Origin of the sequence: Amycolatopsis nivea (genome assembly GCF_004522235.1) — a bacterium.
In the GTDB taxonomy this organism is placed as follows: domain Bacteria; phylum Actinomycetota; class Actinomycetes; order Mycobacteriales; family Pseudonocardiaceae; genus Amycolatopsis; species Amycolatopsis nivea.
On record NZ_SDLT01000031.1, the window covers coordinates 56,635 to 72,615 of the forward strand.

The following is a 15,981-nucleotide window of genomic DNA, read 5'->3' on the forward strand; positions in this document are numbered from 1 at the left end:
GGAGTTCGGCATTGCGAACGCTACCTCTGCTCCGTCTCGCGCGCTGGTGTGCCGGACACCCCGGCCCGGTGCTGTGCGCGTGGCTGCTGTTCCTGGTCGTGGCGGCGAGCGAAGACCTCGCCGCCCCGGCCGGCAGCTCGGCGGCGCCCGCCGGTTCCGTCCTCGGGGTCGGCTGCCTGCTCACCGCGCTGCTGCTGGTGCTGGTGCTGGGTTCGCCGCGGCTGGCCGCGATCGCGTTCGGCTACCTCGCGACCGTCGGGGCAGGCGCGCTCGGCGTGCTGACGGCGGTCGCCGAAGGAACGGGTTCGTTCGGCAGCTGGAACCTCGTTCTCCTGCCCGGCATCACGAGCGCCGCCAACCATCTGCTGTTCGCGGTCCGCAGGCAGCAGGAGATGCCGCCGGGCAAGCACGACGCGTCCGACACCGCGCAGATCGTCGCCTCGACCGCCGGACGGACCGCGCTCGTCACCGGGCTCGCGATGCTTTCCGCGATGACCGGGCTGTATCTGACCGGCGAGCCGCAGGTCATGCGGTTGGCGGCGGCCGTGGTCCTGGTCATCCTGGTGGAAGCCGCCGCGGCGCTCACCTTGCTTCCGGTGCTGCTGACCCGGATCGCGCTTCCGGTGAAGAGAGCGTTCCAGTGGCACTGGCTGCCCCGGTTCGTCGCCCGCCTGCCCGCGAGCTGGCGTTACCGCACCGCAGCGGGACTCATCGGCGCGCTGGCCTGCACTGCCGCGGCGCTCGGCTACGTCGTCTACCGCTACCTCGAATCGCCGACGCTGCCGCCGTTGCCGTTGGCGTTGCTGATCGGGCTGACGTCGTTGGCGGTGATCACGGCTTTCCGCCCGTTCGTGGTCGCACTGACGACCGCGGTGCTTTCAGTGCTGTCCGCGCTTTTCGCGCTGACCATGCTCACCTGCATGAACCCGCCGACCCCGACCTGGCTGCCGGTGGCGCTCGTAGCGGTGCTCGCCGCGCCCACGACCGACATGCATGTCTGTCTGCTGCACCACTTCCGCGTCGAGGCGCTGACCGGGATGTCGCCGCAGCACGTGCTCGCGGAGGGGCTGCGCCGCGGCACCGTGGCGATCTCCAGCGCCAGCGTGGTGTCCATCGGGGTCTTCAGCGCGCTCGGGATCGCCGGCAGCGGCGAGCTGAGCGAGTTCGGCTGGGCAGCCGCGGCGGCGCTGGCGATCGACGTGCTGGTGATCCGGCTGGTGCTGCTGCCCTTGCTGCTCTCGCTAGCCGGCCCGGTCCGCTGGTGGCGGCGGACCGGGCCGGGGGCTGCACGAAAGTGAACCGGGGAATCACCCCGTGGTCGGGTGTCCGGTGAGGTCGAGGAAGGCTTCGTCGAGAGTCGGCCTGCGGAGCGCGAAGTCCGCCAGTGCGACGCCGCGTTCGTGCAACGCGTTCGCCGCCGCGGCGATCCCGCCGCTCTCGTCGAGCAGTTCGAGCGAGATGCTGCACCGGCGTTCGTCCACGACCGGGACGCCCACCGCGACCGGCGTCAGCGCCGCCACCGCGTCCGCGAGACCTTCGGGGTGGGCGACAGCGACCTCCAGCCGTTCCCGGCCGACCTTGCGCTTGAGCTCGTCCGCGGTTCCTTCCGCGACGCTCCGGCCCTTGTCGATGACCACGATCCGGTCGGCGAGGTAGTCGGCTTCCTCGAGGTACTGCGTGGTGAGCAGGACCGTGACGCCTTCGCTGACCAGCTCGCGGACCATCGTCCACAAGCCCATCCGGCTCGCCGGGTCGAGCCCCGTGGTCGGTTCGTCCAGGAAGAGCACCGACGGACGCGCCACGAGACAGGTCGCGAGGTCCAGGCGGCGGCGCATCCCGCCGGAGTAGGTCCCGACCGCGCGGTCGGCGGCCTCGGCGAGGTTGAACCGCTCCAGCAGTTCTCCCGCGCGGGCGCGTGCTCCTCGGCGGCCGAGGTGCAGAAGACGGCCGAGCAGCACCAGGTTCTGGCGGCCGGTCAACAGTTCGTCCACAGCCGCGTACTGGCCCGCGAGGGCGATGTGCCGCTGGACCTGTTTGCGTTCCCGCATGATGTCGTGCCCGGCGACCAGCGCGCGGCCGCCGTCCGGCGGGAGCAGGGTCGCGAGCATCCGGACGGTGGTGGTTTTGCCCGCGCCGTTGGGACCGAGCAAGCCCAGCACCGTGCCGGGCGGGACGGCGAGGTCGACGCCGGCGAGCGCTTCGTGGTCGCCGTAGCGTTTGCGGAGCCCTTCGGCTTCGATCGCGAGTTCTCCGTGCGGTGTCATGTCAGCCTGCTTCCCGGATGTTCTCGGGCGACAGATCGGTCCAGTGGCCCGAAATGTGCGCGAGGGCTTCTTCGCGGCTGCTCTCCCCGAGCGAAACCCGCCAGCCGGGCGGGACTTCCGCGAAGGAGGGCCAAAGACTGTACTGCCGGGCGTCGTTGACCAGGACGAGGAAAGCGCCGTTCTGGTCGTCGAACGGGTTTGTCATTGCGTACTCCGGATCGGTTAGGCGAGGCGGTAACGGCGGAAGCTCAGCAGGGTCGCCGCGGCGAAGAGGACGACCAGCGTCACCGCGACGACGACCCCGGGATGCTGGGCGGGGAACGAACTGTCCGCGGGCACCGGCACGCCCCACAGCTGGCGGCACAGCGTGGTGACGGAGCTGACCGGATTCCATTCGGCGATCGGCCGGACCCACGACGGCAGCTGGCTGACCGCCATGAACGCGTTGGAGAGAAAGGAAAGCCCGAGGGTCAGCACCGCGCCGACGCCGTCGATGGATTCGGGATTGCCCATGGTCAGCCCGAGCAGCACGCCGACCCAGATCATCACGTAGAGGAACAGCGCGAGCACAGCCAATCCGGCGAGCAGCGCGGGGAACCCGGCGTGCACGCGGCCGCCGACCGCCAGTCCGATCCCGGTGACGATCGCCAGCGCGACGAAGCCGACCAGCGCGTCGCCGATGGTGTGGCCGAACAGCACGGCGGGACGGGAAATCGGCAGCGAGCGGAACCGGTCGGTCAGGCCGCCTTTGAGGTCCATCGCCACCGCGATCGCGGTCGGTGCGACGCCGGCGAGGCCCACCTGCATGAGCGCGGCCGGGAAGAGGAACTCCGGATAGCTGCCGCCGCCTTCGACGCTCACCGCGCCTTTGAAGACGTAGCCGATGGCCAGCATGGTGATCAGCGAATTCAGCGTGATCGCGAGGAGCCGGCCCGGCACCTTGCGCAGGTGGGTCAACCGGCGACCCGCCAGTGCGAATGTCTCGACGAGCGCCGCTGCCCGCGGAGTGTTCGCCGGGGTGGTCATTGTGGTCACTGCGACTCCTCGTTGCTCGCCAGCGTTCCGGCCGTCGCGGCGCCGATCTCCGCTTGCGGCCCGGGATCCATCAGGTATTCGTGCCCGCATTCGATCCGGTGCGCCCGTACTGGACCGGACACGTGCGGCACCCAGCGGCCCGCTCGTTCGGCCACCTCGGCGTCGGTCAGGCCTTCGGCGGCAACGAACAGTTCGACCGCGCCGGTGAACCGCGTCGGGCGGTACCGGTGGGCTAGCGCGGCGTTGTTGTCCATCACGGCTAGGACGCGTGTCATGCGTTCCTCGCCGATGTCGGCCAGTCGGCTGTCTCCCTGCCGCAGCACGGCGATGACGTCGGCCGGGGTCAGCTCGGTACCGGCTTCGGTGTCGTGGAAGCCGACGTGCTCCAGGAAATCGACGAGCAGTTCGTGCCGGGACAGTGCGGCTTCGGTCCCGTCCTGCGGGTAACTGTCCAAGATGGACAGTGAACCGACCGTTTCGCCTTCGGCTTCGAGGCGTACCGCGAACTCGAAGGCCAGCAGACCGCCGTAGGACCAGCCGAGCAAGTGGTACGGGCCGTGCGGCTGGAGGCGGCGGATGTGCTTCAGGTAGTCCTCGGCGACCTGCTCGACCGAGTCCGGGAACTGTTCGGCACCGCTGATTCCCGGCGATTGCAGGCCGTAGATCGGACGGTCCGGCAGGTGCGCGGCCAGCCCGAGGTACGGCAGGCTCAGGCCGAGTCCGGCGTGCAGGCAGAACAGCGGCGGCTTCGTCCCGGTCGGCCGGATCGGCAGCACCGGCGCGAACGGGTCCGGCAGGTCCGCGAGATCCGGTTCGGCTCGTTCGGCGAGCGCGGCCAGGCGTTCGATGCTGCCGTGGGTCAGGACGTCGGCGACTGTCAGCCGGAGTCCGGCTCGTCGGGCCAGTGCGACCAGGCGGACGGATTGCAGGCTGTTGCCGCCCAACTCGAAGAACCCGGTCTGGATGTCGGGGTCCGCGATACCGAGGGTTTCCGCGAAAGCGGTGCGCAGCAGTTCGACGGTTTCGCTGATGTCCTGGCTGGTTTGTGCGGCCGGAGCGGGCAGGGCGGAGCGGTCCAGCGAGCCGTCCGGCGCGACTGGGATGGTGTCCAGTTCCGCGAAGGCGGTCGGGATCAAGTAGTCGGGGAGTTCGGTGGCCAGCGCTTCCCGCAGGGCTAGCGGGTCGACGCCGCGTTCCCACTGCGGGACGACGTAGGCGATCAGCGCGTCATCCTCGGCGATCACCGTGGCTGCGGCGACCGAGGGCTGGCGGTGCAGGGCCGCTTCGATCTGCCCGAGCGGGACCGCGAAGCCACGCACCTGGGCCTCGCGGATCACTTCGACGGTTCCGTCCAAGCGGATGCGGGCGGGGAGACCGGTGGGTGCGTCCGCCAAGTACAGCTCTCCTCGGCCACCGCGAGGCACTGGCTGCCGACTCTGGTCGAGGACGTTGGCTTGACGGTGCGCGAACGGGCGTCCGTTGACTAGAGACAGCCAGCTGGAGGCCGCAGTGCCTTCGCAGTTGAGCGCTCCGTCGAGGAAGCTCTCGCCGAAGTTCACCACCCGGGTACCCGGTCGCAGCGCCAGCATTTTCGCGATGCTCGGGGTCAGGACCACGACGCTCGGGTCCACCGACGAGGCGAGTTCCGCGATCTCCGCGGCGGGAGCGACGGTCACCACCGCGCCGACGTGCAACGCGGCGAGCACAACCGGCAGCGCGAACTCGGTGTCCGGTGCCAGGAGACGGTCGCCGGCGGTGAGCGGCAATTCCTTCAGCAGAGCGGCGATGGTCGCGGCCAGGGCATCTCGGCTGAAGACCGCGTCTCCGCGATACGCCAGCTCCGCTCCGGGCAGCGACACCTCCAGGTCGGTGTCGGCGAATCCGGACACGTCCGCGGGGATGGTGTAGCGGGACTCCCCGCTCGGTGTCCAGGCCGCGCCGATGGCGAGGACACCGAAGATCGCTGCCCAGCGGTCGCGGCCTGGCGGCAGGTCAACGGTCACCGTCTCCCCCGGACCCGCGCCCTGCGCCTGCAAAGCCCGAGCCAGCCGGTTGGCTTGCTCGCGCAGACCGATGTCCCCTGGCACCAGCAAGCCGTCGGGCACCTCGAGAGCCGGTGCCGCTGGGGTGACTCGCTCGGCTGGAGTGCGCAGGTCGATCCGGCTCAGCGGCTGCCCGGGGTCTTCGGCGGCGGCCGTCAGGAGAAGCGTCAGCCGGTCGACTAGCAGCTGTGCGGTTTCCGCGGTGAACGCGTCGGCGTTGTATTCGAGCGTGCCTTCCAGACCGCGCTCGCCCTTGTGCTGGCCCAGCTGGAAGGTCAGGTCGAACTTGAACTTCTTGTGCGTCGGGGCGAGCATTTCGGGTCGCGCGGTCAGGCTGCCGAGGCCGACTTCCGAGGGCGGGACGTCGTAGAAGGACAGCAGCACTCCGAACAACGGCTGTCGCGACATCGACCTTGCCGGTTGCGTCGCCTCCAGCAACCGCTCGAACGGCAGATCCTGGTGGGCGTAGGCGGCGAGGTCGGCGTCGCGGACTCGCGCGACCAGTTCGGTGAAGCGCGGATCGCCGCTGGTGTCGGTGCGCAGGACGAGCGTGTTGACGAAGAAGCCCACGAGGTCGTGCACGGCTTCGTCCGGACGTCCGGCGACCAGGCTGCCGAGCGGAATGTCGGTTCCCGCGCCCAGGCGGGTGAGCAGGGTGGCCAGTGCGGCTTGGACGACCATGAACAGGCTCGCCCCTTGATCGTGCGCGAGCCGCGCGAGGTCGCGGTGCACGGTCGAGGACAGCTCGAACTCGATGGTTCCGCCGCGGTAGCCGGCGGAGGCGCGGCGCGGCAGGTCGACCGGCAACGCCAGTTCTCCGGGGAGTCCCGCGAGCGCTTCCCGCCAGTGCTTCAGCAGGCGGGCGGATTCGCCGTCCTTGGTGTCGTCCAGCAGGGAGTGCTGCCAGACCGAGTAGTCCGCGTACTGGGCGGGCAGTTCGGTCCACTGTGGACTGGTTCCGGACAGCCGTGCCTCGTAGGCGGTCGCGAGGTCGCGGGCGAGCACGTCGACGGACCAGGCGTCTCCGGCGATGTGGTGCAGCACCAGCAGGAGGACGTGGTCGCCATTCTGGTCGGGGCCGAACAGTTTGCTGCGCAACGGAAGGTCGACGGCCAGGTCGAAGCCGCGGGCGACCTCCTCGGCCAACGCGGCGGCGAGGTCCTCGGGCATCGGTGCGGTGCGCAGCGACTCCCCCGCGTCCAGGACGCGCTGGAACGGGACGCCGTCGGTGTCGGGGAAGACGGTGCGCAGGATTTCGTGCCGTGCGGTCAGATCGTCGAGGGCTGCGGCGAGCGCCGAGCGGGCCAGCTCGCCGGAAAGCCGGACGGCGAGGGGGATGGTGTATCCGCCGTGGTCGCCTTCGAGCCGGTTCAAGAACCACATGCGCTGTTGCGCGTACGACAACGGCAGCGGGTCGGGACGGTCCAGCTTGCGGAACGCCGCACGTGCCTGGCCTGCCGACGCGAGCCGTCCGGCCAGCGCGGCCACGGTGCGTGCTTCGAATAGATCCCGCAGCGGCAGTTCGACGTTCAGTTCCGACCGGATCCGGCTGACCAGCGCGGTGGCGAGGAGGGAATGGCCGCCGAGTTCGAAGAAGTCGTCGTCGATACCGGCCTCGGGCAACCCGAGCACCTCGGCGTAGAGCCGGGTCAGCTGTTCCTCGACGGGAGTGCGCGGGCCGCGTTTTTCTTGGCCGGTGAAGCTTTCCGGAGCGGGCAGCGCTTTGCGGTCGACCTTGCCGTGCGCGGTGAGCGGGAGCCGGTCGAGTACGACGATCGCGCTGGGCACCATGTACGCGGGCAGCAGCTCAGCCAGCTGAGCTTGCAGGTCCTCGGGACGGGCGGTTCCCGCGACGTAGCCGACCAGGTGCCGGTTGGCCGCGTCGGAGCCCTGCACGACGACTACCGCGTCGGTGACGGATTCTTGCGCCAGCAGACCGGCTTCGATCTCGCCCAGTTCGATGCGGTGTCCGCGGATCTTGACCTGGAAGTCGCGGCGTTCCACGAACTCCAGCGCGCCATCGGCCCGGCAGACCACGCGGTCGCCGGTCCGGTACATCCGGGTGCCGGGTTCGCCGAAGGGGTCGGCGACGAACACGGAGCCCGTCTTGACCGGATCGCCCACGTAACCGCGGCCGACGACCAGGCCGCCGACGTACAGCTCGCCTGCGGCGCCGGGCGGGACCGGACGCAGCTCGTCGCCCAGCACGTACAGCCGGGTGTTCCGCACCGGAAGACCGATCGGCACCCGCAGGCCCTGCGCATCGTCCACACTGGACAGAACTGCGTGCGTGACGTCGTCCGAGCACTCGGTCGGGCCGTAGGCGTTCACCATCGGGATATTCGGGAAGTACCCGAACCACCGCACGCACAGATCCGGCGGCAACGCTTCACCGGTCACGACCAGCCACCGCAGACCGGTCAGGTCCGGCGGGCTGCCCGCGTCCCAGAAGTCCAACGCGGCTCGCAACAGCGACGGCACGACTTCCAGCACCGACATGCCCAAGCCGAACAATGCGTCCGGATCCGCCGCGGTCTCGCGGCTGACGGCTCGGACTTGAGCGCCGACCATCAGCGGGGCGAGCATCTGCCACACCGAGACGTCGAACGTCAGCGGCGCGTTCTGCACCAGCACGTCCGAGGGCTTCAACGCCAGGTCTTCGACCTTGGCCAGCAGGTGGTTGACCATTCCGCGGCGAGACACCATCGCGCCCTTGGGGCGGCCGGTGGAGCCGGAGGTGAAGATTAGGTACGCGACGTCGTCGTCCGCACCGACGACCGGGGTCGGCTCGGTGTCGATGACGCCGTCCAGCTCGATGACCTCCACCGGCAGGTTCGCTGCGAGCTCCCGGAATTCCGGGGCTGCGATCACGCACGCCGCGCCGCTGTCCTCCACCAGGCCTTGCAGCCGGGCGAGCGGCACGGTCGGATCCAGCGGCACGTAAGCACCGCCCGCGCCCAGGACGCCGAGAACCGCGGAGATGAAGCCGATCCCGGGACCGGCGAGCACGCCCGCTACCCGTCCCGGCGGCACCCGGCGAGAAAGAGCCGACGCCAGGCCGACCAGGTCCGCGTAGGTCACCGAACCGGAGTCGTCGACCACCGCGACCGCGTCTGGCTTCTGCGCACGCACCCGTTCGACCACGCCCGCACCGACCGGGCCGGTCGCGCCGAGCAGGAAGGTCTGCGCCGGTTCGGCCACCACGTCGATCCGGCCGAGCAGGCGGTCGGGATCGCCGAGCACCGTGTCGAGCAGCGCCCGGAACTGCTGCGCCAAATCGCGGACGCGGTCGTCGCCGAAGGCCTCGCGGAGGTAGTCGAAGCGGAAGACGAGCGAGGCGTGCGGTTCCACGACGAGGCTGAGCGGGTAGTGCCGGGAGTCGAGCGTGACCGCGTCGACTACGCGGACGTCCTCGCCGAGCATCACCAGCGGGCCGCCGTCGCCGGCGGGGACGTTCTCGAACACCACTGCGGTGTCGAAGAGTTCGCCGCTGTCCGGGATGGCTCCGCTCAACTGCGCTTGCCCGATGTGCTGGTAGGACACCATGGCGGCTTGTTGCCGGCCCAGTTCGGCGAGCAGGTCGCGGACCGGGCGGGCCGGGTCGAGACGGGCCCGGACCGGCACGGTGTTCACGAACATGCCGACCATCGTTTCGACGCCCGGCAGTTCCGCGGGACGTCCGGAGGCCACCGCGCCGAAGACCACGTCCTGCTGCCCGGCCAAGCGGCCGACCAGAATCGCCCAGCAGGCTTGCACGATCGTGCTGACGGTCAGCTCATGCTCCCGTGCCCAGGCGTAAAGGTGTGCAGTGTCGCTTTCGGACAGTGCTAACTCGACAGTCGCGGGCAGGTTCGCGGCGGCGGGCAGGTCTGGTGCGACGCGGGTCGGTCCGGGCAGGCCGTCGAGCAGGTCCTGCCAGGCTTTCCGCCCGGCCTCCTCGTCCTGGCGGGACAGCCAGGCGAGGTAGTCGCGCATCTGCGGCACCTCGGGCAGCGCGGTCGTCGCGCCGCCCGCGTAGAGCTGAGCCAGTTCGTCGATGAGGATGGGGACCGACCAGCCGTCGGTGGCGATGTGGTGTGCGCTCCACAGGAACCGGTAGCGCTCGGCGGCGACCCGGATCAGCGTGAAGCGGACCAGCGGCGGGTGCGCCAGATCGAAGCGCTGCAATCGGTCCTGGTCGACGAGTCGCTGCAGTTCCGCCTCGCGATCCTGCTCCGGCAGCACGGTCAGGTCGATTTCGGTCCACGGCAGCTCGACCGATTCGGCGACCAGCTGCACCGGTTCCCCGTTGCGGCGTCGCCGGAAATATCCGCGCAGGGCGGTGTGGCGGGTCAGCAGCGTGGCGCAGGCGTCTCGGACGGCGGCGGTGTCCAGGGGGCCTTCGAGGTCCGCGATTGCCTGCACGGCATAGAAATCGACGCCCTCGGCATCGAGTTCGGTGTGGAAGAGCATGCCCTGCTGCAACGGCGCGAGCGGAAGCACTTCCTCGACCGGCCCGGCCCGCAGCTCGTCAAGTTCTCCCGGTTCGAGTTCGACCAGTGCGGCGGCGGGTTCCGGAGCGACGTCGTCCCCGATCGGGACCGCGTTTTCCGCGATCGCCGCCGGTGTCCGGGCTTCCAGCAGGTCGCGCGGGGTGATGACCAGCCCGGCCTTGCGCGCGCGGCTGACCACCTGGATCGAGCTGACGCTGTCGCCGCCGAGCGCGAAGAAGTTGTCGTCGATGTAGACCTTCGGCACCGTCAGCACCTCGGCCAGCACGTCGCACAGGATGGCCTCGACGGCGTTGCGCGGGGCCCGGCCGACCGCTTCGGCGGCGAAATCCGGCTCGGGCAGCGCGTCCCGGTCGACCTTGCCGTGGACAGTCAGCGGCATCGCGTCGAGCACGACCATCGCGGGCGGCACCAGGTAGTCCGGCAGCCGCTGCTGCAGTTCGCTGCGCACGGACGGCACGTCGACCGGCTCCGTGCCGACCAGGTACGCGGCGAGCCGTTTGGTCCCGGCGTCGTCGCGCACCACTACGACCGCGTCCGCGATCTCGGGCAGCTCGCGCAGGGTCGCCTCGATCTCGCCGAGTTCGATGCGGTGACCGCGGATCTTGACCTGGAAGTCCCGGCGCTCGATGAACTCCAGTGCTCCGTCGGCGCGGCGCACTACGCGGTCGCCAGTCCGGTACATCCGCGTGCCCGGCTCGCCGAACGGATCGGCGACGAACACCGAACCTGTCTTGCCCGGATCGCCCACGTAACCGCGGCCGACCACCAAACCGCCGACGTACAGTTCGCCAGCCGCACCGGCCGGAACCGGACGCAGCTCGTCGCTCAGCACGTACAGCCGGGTGTTCCGCACTGGAAGACCGATCGGCGTCCGCAGCCCGCGTACATCGTCCACACTGGACAGAACCGCGTGCGTCACGTCGTCCGAGCACTCCGTCGGACCGTAGGCGTTCACCAGCGGGATCTGCGGGAAGTACCCGAACCAGCGCACGCACAGGTCCGGCGGCAACGCCTCGCCCGTCACCACCAGCCACCGCAGACCGGCCAGCTCCGGCGGACCACCGGCGTCCCAGAAGTCCAACGCGGCCCGCAGCAACGACGGCACGACTTCCAGCACCGACATGCCCAAGCCGAACAGCGTCTCCGGATCCGCCGCGATCTGCCGGTCCACCACGCGGACCTGACCGCCGACCACCAGCGGCGCGAGCATCTGCCACACCGACACGTCGAACGTCAGCGGCGCGTTCTGCACGACCACGTCCGACGCGCCCAGCCCGAGGTCTTCGACCTTCGCCAGCAGGTGGTTCATCATCCCGAGCCGCGAAACCATCGCGCCCTTCGGACGACCGGTCGAACCCGACGTGAAGATCACGTACGCGACGTCGTCGTCCGCGCCGACCACCGGTGCCAACTCGGGGTCGACCGTGCCGTCCAGCTCCACGACGTCCACCGGCAGCTCTGCCGCAAGCTCCTGGTACTCCGGGGCCGCGAGCACACAGGCCGCGCCGCTGTCCGCCACCAGGTCGCGCAACCGCGCCAACGGAAGCGTCGGATCCAGCGGCACGTAAGCACCACCGGCACCGAGCACGCCAAGAACCGCCGAGATGAAGCCACTCCCCGGCCCAGCGAGCACGCCGACTACGCGTCCGGCAGGCAACCGCCGCGACAACGCCGAGGCCATCCCGACCAGGTCCGCATAGCTCACCGCACCGGCAGCATCAACCACCGCCACCGCGTCCGGAGCCTGCGCGCGCACCCGCTCCACCACGCCCGCACCCACCGGGCCGCGAGCGCCCAGCCCGGCGGCGAGCAGTTCCTCGCGCTCCTGTGCGTCGGCGACATCGATGCGGGCGAGCGGCGCGTCCGGATCGGCGCGCGCGAAGCGGTCCAGGAATCCGGCGAACCGGTGCAGGTGAGTGTCCACTCCGGACTCGTCATAGAGATCCGGGTTTCCGTTGAGGTGCAGTTCGATCCCGCCGCCGGGTTCGTCGAGGACGGTGATCGACAGATCGTTCGTGATCCCGGTCGACAGATTCCGCACGCGGGTCACGCAGTCGCCCAGCCGCAGGCCGGGGTCCGCGGGCAGCACGTTGACGAAAGGCCCGCCGAACGGCCGCCGCTCGTCGCTGCGCACGCCGATGTCGCGGCGGATCTGGTTGACGTGATACCGCTGGTGCTTCAGCGTGCGGGCGAGCTCCCGCGAGGCTTGCTTCAGCAGCAGCTGCGGCGTCATCGCCGGCGTGACCTGCATTTTCAACGGCAGGTAGTTCGCCATCATCCCCGGGATCGTCCGCGTCCGGACCCCCGCGCGGGCGGCGACCGGGACGGTCAGCATCAGGTCCTGGATCCCGGAAAGACGCTCGGTGTAGGCGGCCATCGCGGCGAGCAGGAAGGTCGGCAGGGTCACCCCGGCCTGTGCCACCGCCTTGCGCGCCGCGGCGGCCGCGTCGGCGGGCAAGGCGAGGGTGCGGCGAAGGAATCCGCGGGCCGGCGCGGGTTCCTTGCCGGACAGGCTGATCAGGTCCGGGACCGTGCTGAAGTGGCTGCTCCAGAACTCGCGGTCACGGCCGAGGTGCGTCGAGTTCTGGTAGGCGAGTTCGGATTCCAGCAGGTCCCGGAACGGCGGCAGCGGACGGCCCTCGGGCTCCTTGCCGGTCAGCACCGCCGTGTACAGCTCGCCCATCCGGCGGTGGCAGATCGCGGCGCTGAACCCGTCGCCCACCAGGTGGTGGGTGGTGAGATACCAGAACCGCCGGCGCGGGCCGAGCGTGAGCAGCGCGGCGCGGAACAGCGGGAAATCGCTGACCGAGAACGGCCGGGCCAGGTCCTCGTGCATCCACGCGAGCGCGGCCGCCTCGGGGTCCGGTTCGCCGGACAGGTCCAGGAAGCTGACCGGCAACTCGGTCAGCGGCTCGACCACCTGGCGCGGTTCGCCGTCGACCTCGAAGAAGCGCGCGCGGAAGCATTCGGCCTCGTCGGTGAGCAGGCGGAACGCCTCGACGAACACCGGCACGTCCAGGTCGCCGGAGATGTCCAGGTAGTCGGCCATCGCGTAGGCGAGACCGCCTCCGGACAACTGCTCGTCGAACCAGACGTCGGTCTGGGCCGTGGACAGGGGCAGGCTGGTCTCGACAGCGGTCATCGCGGCACCTCGGAAAGTCGGTCGGTGGTCTGCCCGGGCACGCGGCCGAGCGCGTCGGCGGCCCAGTGGTCCCGGTAGACCGTGTCCAGGTAGTGGTCGCCCAGATCCGGGGAGATGGCCACGGCGGTCAGGTCGCGGTCCTCGCGGGCGAGCCAGGACAGCGCTCCGGCGACGACGGTGCCGGTCGAGCCGCCGAACAGGAACCCGTGCCCCACCAGCGTCCGGCACATCTCCACGGTTTCGGTTTCCTCGACGTGCACCACGTCGTCCACCAAGGACTCGTCGAGCAGCGCCGGGCGGATCGCGGAGCCGAGCCCGGGAATCTGCCGCGGCCCGGGCGGGCCGCCGAAGCTCACCGAGCCGACGCTGTCCACCGCGACCACCCGGATCGACCGGCGCGCCTCGCGCAGGTACCGGGCGCAGCCCATCAGCGTCCCGGCCGTGCCGGTGCCGACGAACAACACGTCGAGGCCGGGGAACATGCGCAGGATCTCCGGGCCGGTGGTCCGGTAGTGCGCGGTCCAGTTGCCCGGGTTGGTGTGCTGGTCGAGCCAGACGTAGTCCTCGTGCTCCGCGCAGAGGCTCTCCACCAGCCGCTGCCGCGCGCCGACCAGCCCGTCGACCGGATGCGGTTCGGTCAGCACGCGGACCTCGGCGCCGTAGTTCTGCATCAGCTGCCGCGCGGACAGCGTGCAGTGGTCGTCGGTGACGCAGATGAACCGGTAGCCGCGGCTGGCCGCGACCATCGCGAGCGCGACGCCGATGTTCCCGGACGAGCTCTCGACGATCGTCTGCCCGGGACGCAGCCTGCCGTCGCGTTCGGCGCGCTCGACGATCTCCAGCGCGGCCTTGAGCTTGATCGACCCGGCGAAGTTGAACCCCTCGCACTTGACGAACAGGTCGCGGCCGACGAACCGGCGCAGGTCGACGTACAGATCCGGGACGGTGAACTCCTGAGGGGCGGATATCACCCGCACGGCAAACCTCCGCGGTTCAGCGCCGGGAACGACTCGCCCTGGCCGACTTTGCCGGCGAGCAGCCCGGTGAAGACGATGAGTTTCTGGATGTTCGCGGCGCCTTCCATGAATTCGACGCCGCGTGCGTCGCGAATCAGCTTGTCCAGCAACGGATGCGTCCAGCGCGCGCCCGGCCCGAAGAACCGGCAGGCCGCCCTGGTCGCGTCCTCGGCGAGCCTGCTCGCTTCGGCTTTGGCGGACGAGGCGAGGTGCCCGCCGCGGCTGCCGCCCGCGTCCACCTCCATCGCCGCGAGGTGCACCAGGTTCCGGACGCTCTCGATCCGGTAGCCCAGCTGGTCCCATTCGGCTGCCGCGCCGCCGGTGAGCAGGCCGCCTTCGGCCCGGACGTACTCGTGCGCCGCTCGCGCGATGCCGATCGCGATCGCCGCGACGCCGGGACGGAGGCGGTTGAACGTCAGCGTGGCGGCCCACATCCCGCGCCTGGCCGGGGAAAGATGGTGGCCCAGGACCCGGTTCGCGGGAATCCGCACGTTGTCGAACTCGAGGGCGCAGAATCGTGCGCCGCGCAATCCGAGCATGCCCAGCGGTTCGGCGTGGAAGCCGGGGGAAGCGGTGTCCACGAGGACCGCCCGCACGCCGAGCGGGCCGGGCGCGGTGCGGGCGAAGACGACGCCCATGCCTGCGCGGGAAGCGTTGCCGACATACCGTTTCCGGCCGTTCAGCACGAAGTCGCCGTCCGGTCCCGGAGTCAGGCTCGTGGTCAGCGCGTTCGCGTCGGAACCGGCGTCCGGTTCGGTGAGCGCGAAGAAAGTCCACGTTGGACGGTCGACGAGCCGGCCGTAGAACCAGGCTTTCTGCTCGTCGTCGCCGAGCACGTCGAGCAGCACGCCGGACATGGACGCGCCCGGTGCCGCGAGCGTCGCGCCCGCGTCGCCCCGGGCGAACTCCTCCAGCAGCACCGTCCGTTCCAGCGCGCTCATCCCGTGGAACCGGTGCCCGGCGACGTTGATGCCCTCCGAGCCGTACTCCCCCGGGACCAGCAGCTGCGCCATGCACCGCACCGCGGGCAGGTCAGCGAACTGGTCGACTGCCTCGGGATCGCGGTCGAGCACCGCACCGGCGGCACGCAGGCCGGTCGCCCACTCGGCGGCGAGATCTCGCAGCGCCAGCAAGGGTTCGGTCAGCACAGTGCCCGTCACGTCGTCCCCTCGGCCATTTCGTGGACGCTCGCGAGCAGCTCCGAGACGTCGGCGACCTCACCCGGTCCACCGGCCAGGAAACCCTTCGCCCCCAACAGTCCGAGCAGTTTCCGGTCCACATCGGACAGCAAGTGGTGCAGATACCGCACCCGCGCGGGAGCCAGCGTCTCACCCGCGGCCAGCAGATCAGCTTCGACCGCGAGCTGGCCGTTGAGCGCCGTGGCGAGGCAGTCCTGGATCATCTGCTTGCGCAGCAACGACTCTTCCCCTGAACGCCGCTCGCCCAAGTACCGGACGCACTCGTCGCGCAGGGCCTGGGACAGCCCCAGCCGCACCCACACCAGGTCCGGCCCCGCGGGCGCGCCCGGCAGCCCCCGGGCGAACGCGACCGCGCCGCCGGGCAGCTCGGCTTCCCGCAGGATCTCCGTCCCGGCGGGCAGTTCTCCCGCCGGGACGGCCGCGATCGCGGTGTTCCGGGGCCCCGTCCGCAGCAGCTTGAGCGCGGGCGCGACGCCCTGCTCCCGGGCGACGCGACGGCACTCCTGCCACGACGCCTGGTCAGGCACGGATTTCCGCGATGACGAACGCGGCGAGCGAACGCACCGATTCGAAGTGCTGCATCTCCAGGTTCTCGGTGTCGAACTCGATGCCGAACGTGTCCTCGAGCTGCATCAGCAGCTCCAGCACACCGGTCGAGTCGAGGCCGGCGTCGGACAGCCGGGTGTCCTCGGAAAGGTCGGCGACGTCGCGTTCGAGCACCGCGCCCAGCGCGCCGGTGATGCCCTCGACGACCCGGTCCTCGGTCAAGGTCTGCGTGGTCTCAGTCATG

General features: G+C 70.4%; 9 protein-coding genes. 1 reads left to right on the forward strand and 8 read right to left on the reverse strand.

Features of this window, described 5'->3' with window-relative positions:
• Window positions 1–11: 11 nt before the first annotated feature.
• Entirely contained in the window at window positions 12–1,298 is a 1,287-nt protein-coding gene (locus EIZ44_RS30515) for an MMPL family transporter (RefSeq protein ID WP_134732698.1), read from the forward strand.
• Window positions 1,299–1,307: 9 nt separating this feature from the next.
• Here the strand turns inward: EIZ44_RS30515 and EIZ44_RS30520 are convergent, their stop codons facing one another.
• From EIZ44_RS30520 to EIZ44_RS30555, 8 genes are read right to left on the reverse strand one after another with little or no spacing between them, the layout of a single operon-like run.
• Complete coding sequence (locus tag EIZ44_RS30520; RefSeq protein WP_134732699.1) at window positions 1,308–2,264, reverse strand: ATP-binding cassette domain-containing protein; 957 nt, start codon at window positions 2,262–2,264, stop codon at window positions 1,308–1,310.
• A 1-nt stretch (window position 2,265) separates the two neighbouring features.
• Window positions 2,266–2,469 carry an MbtH family protein gene (locus EIZ44_RS30525; protein WP_037812019.1) on the reverse strand — a complete coding sequence of 68 codons (204 nt, stop codon included), beginning with the start codon at window positions 2,467–2,469 and terminating at the stop codon, window positions 2,266–2,268.
• A gap of 17 nt (window positions 2,470–2,486) precedes the next feature.
• The gene (locus EIZ44_RS30530; RefSeq protein ID WP_134732736.1) at window positions 2,487–3,290 is read right to left on the reverse strand and encodes an ABC transporter permease; all 804 of its coding nucleotides are present in this window, start codon (window positions 3,288–3,290) and stop codon (window positions 2,487–2,489) included.
• Between the two features lie 5 nt (window positions 3,291–3,295).
• Window positions 3,296–12,976, reverse strand: coding sequence for a non-ribosomal peptide synthetase (locus EIZ44_RS30535; RefSeq protein ID WP_134732700.1), 9,681 nt, complete (start codon window positions 12,974–12,976; stop codon window positions 3,296–3,298).
• Entirely contained in the window at window positions 12,973–13,953 is a 981-nt protein-coding gene (gene sbnA / locus EIZ44_RS30540; protein WP_051728886.1) for a 2,3-diaminopropionate biosynthesis protein SbnA, read from the reverse strand. The genes EIZ44_RS30535 and sbnA overlap by 4 nt, the downstream gene beginning before the upstream one ends.
• Window positions 13,944–15,152: an acyl-CoA dehydrogenase family protein gene (locus tag EIZ44_RS30545; protein ID WP_134732701.1), complete on the reverse strand. Its 1,209-nt coding sequence runs from the start codon at window positions 15,150–15,152 to the stop codon at window positions 13,944–13,946. Before EIZ44_RS30545 ends, sbnA begins: the two co-directional genes overlap by 10 nt.
• Window positions 15,149–15,718 (reverse strand): DUF2786 domain-containing protein, encoded by a 570-nt coding sequence (locus EIZ44_RS30550; protein WP_134732702.1) that lies wholly within the window; start codon window positions 15,716–15,718, stop codon window positions 15,149–15,151. Before EIZ44_RS30550 ends, EIZ44_RS30545 begins: the two co-directional genes overlap by 4 nt.
• A complete protein-coding gene (locus tag EIZ44_RS30555; protein ID WP_043839328.1) occupies window positions 15,711–15,980 on the reverse strand; it encodes an acyl carrier protein in 270 nt (89 codons plus the stop codon). Before EIZ44_RS30555 ends, EIZ44_RS30550 begins: the two co-directional genes overlap by 8 nt.
• Between the last annotated feature and the right edge of the window lies 1 nt (window position 15,981).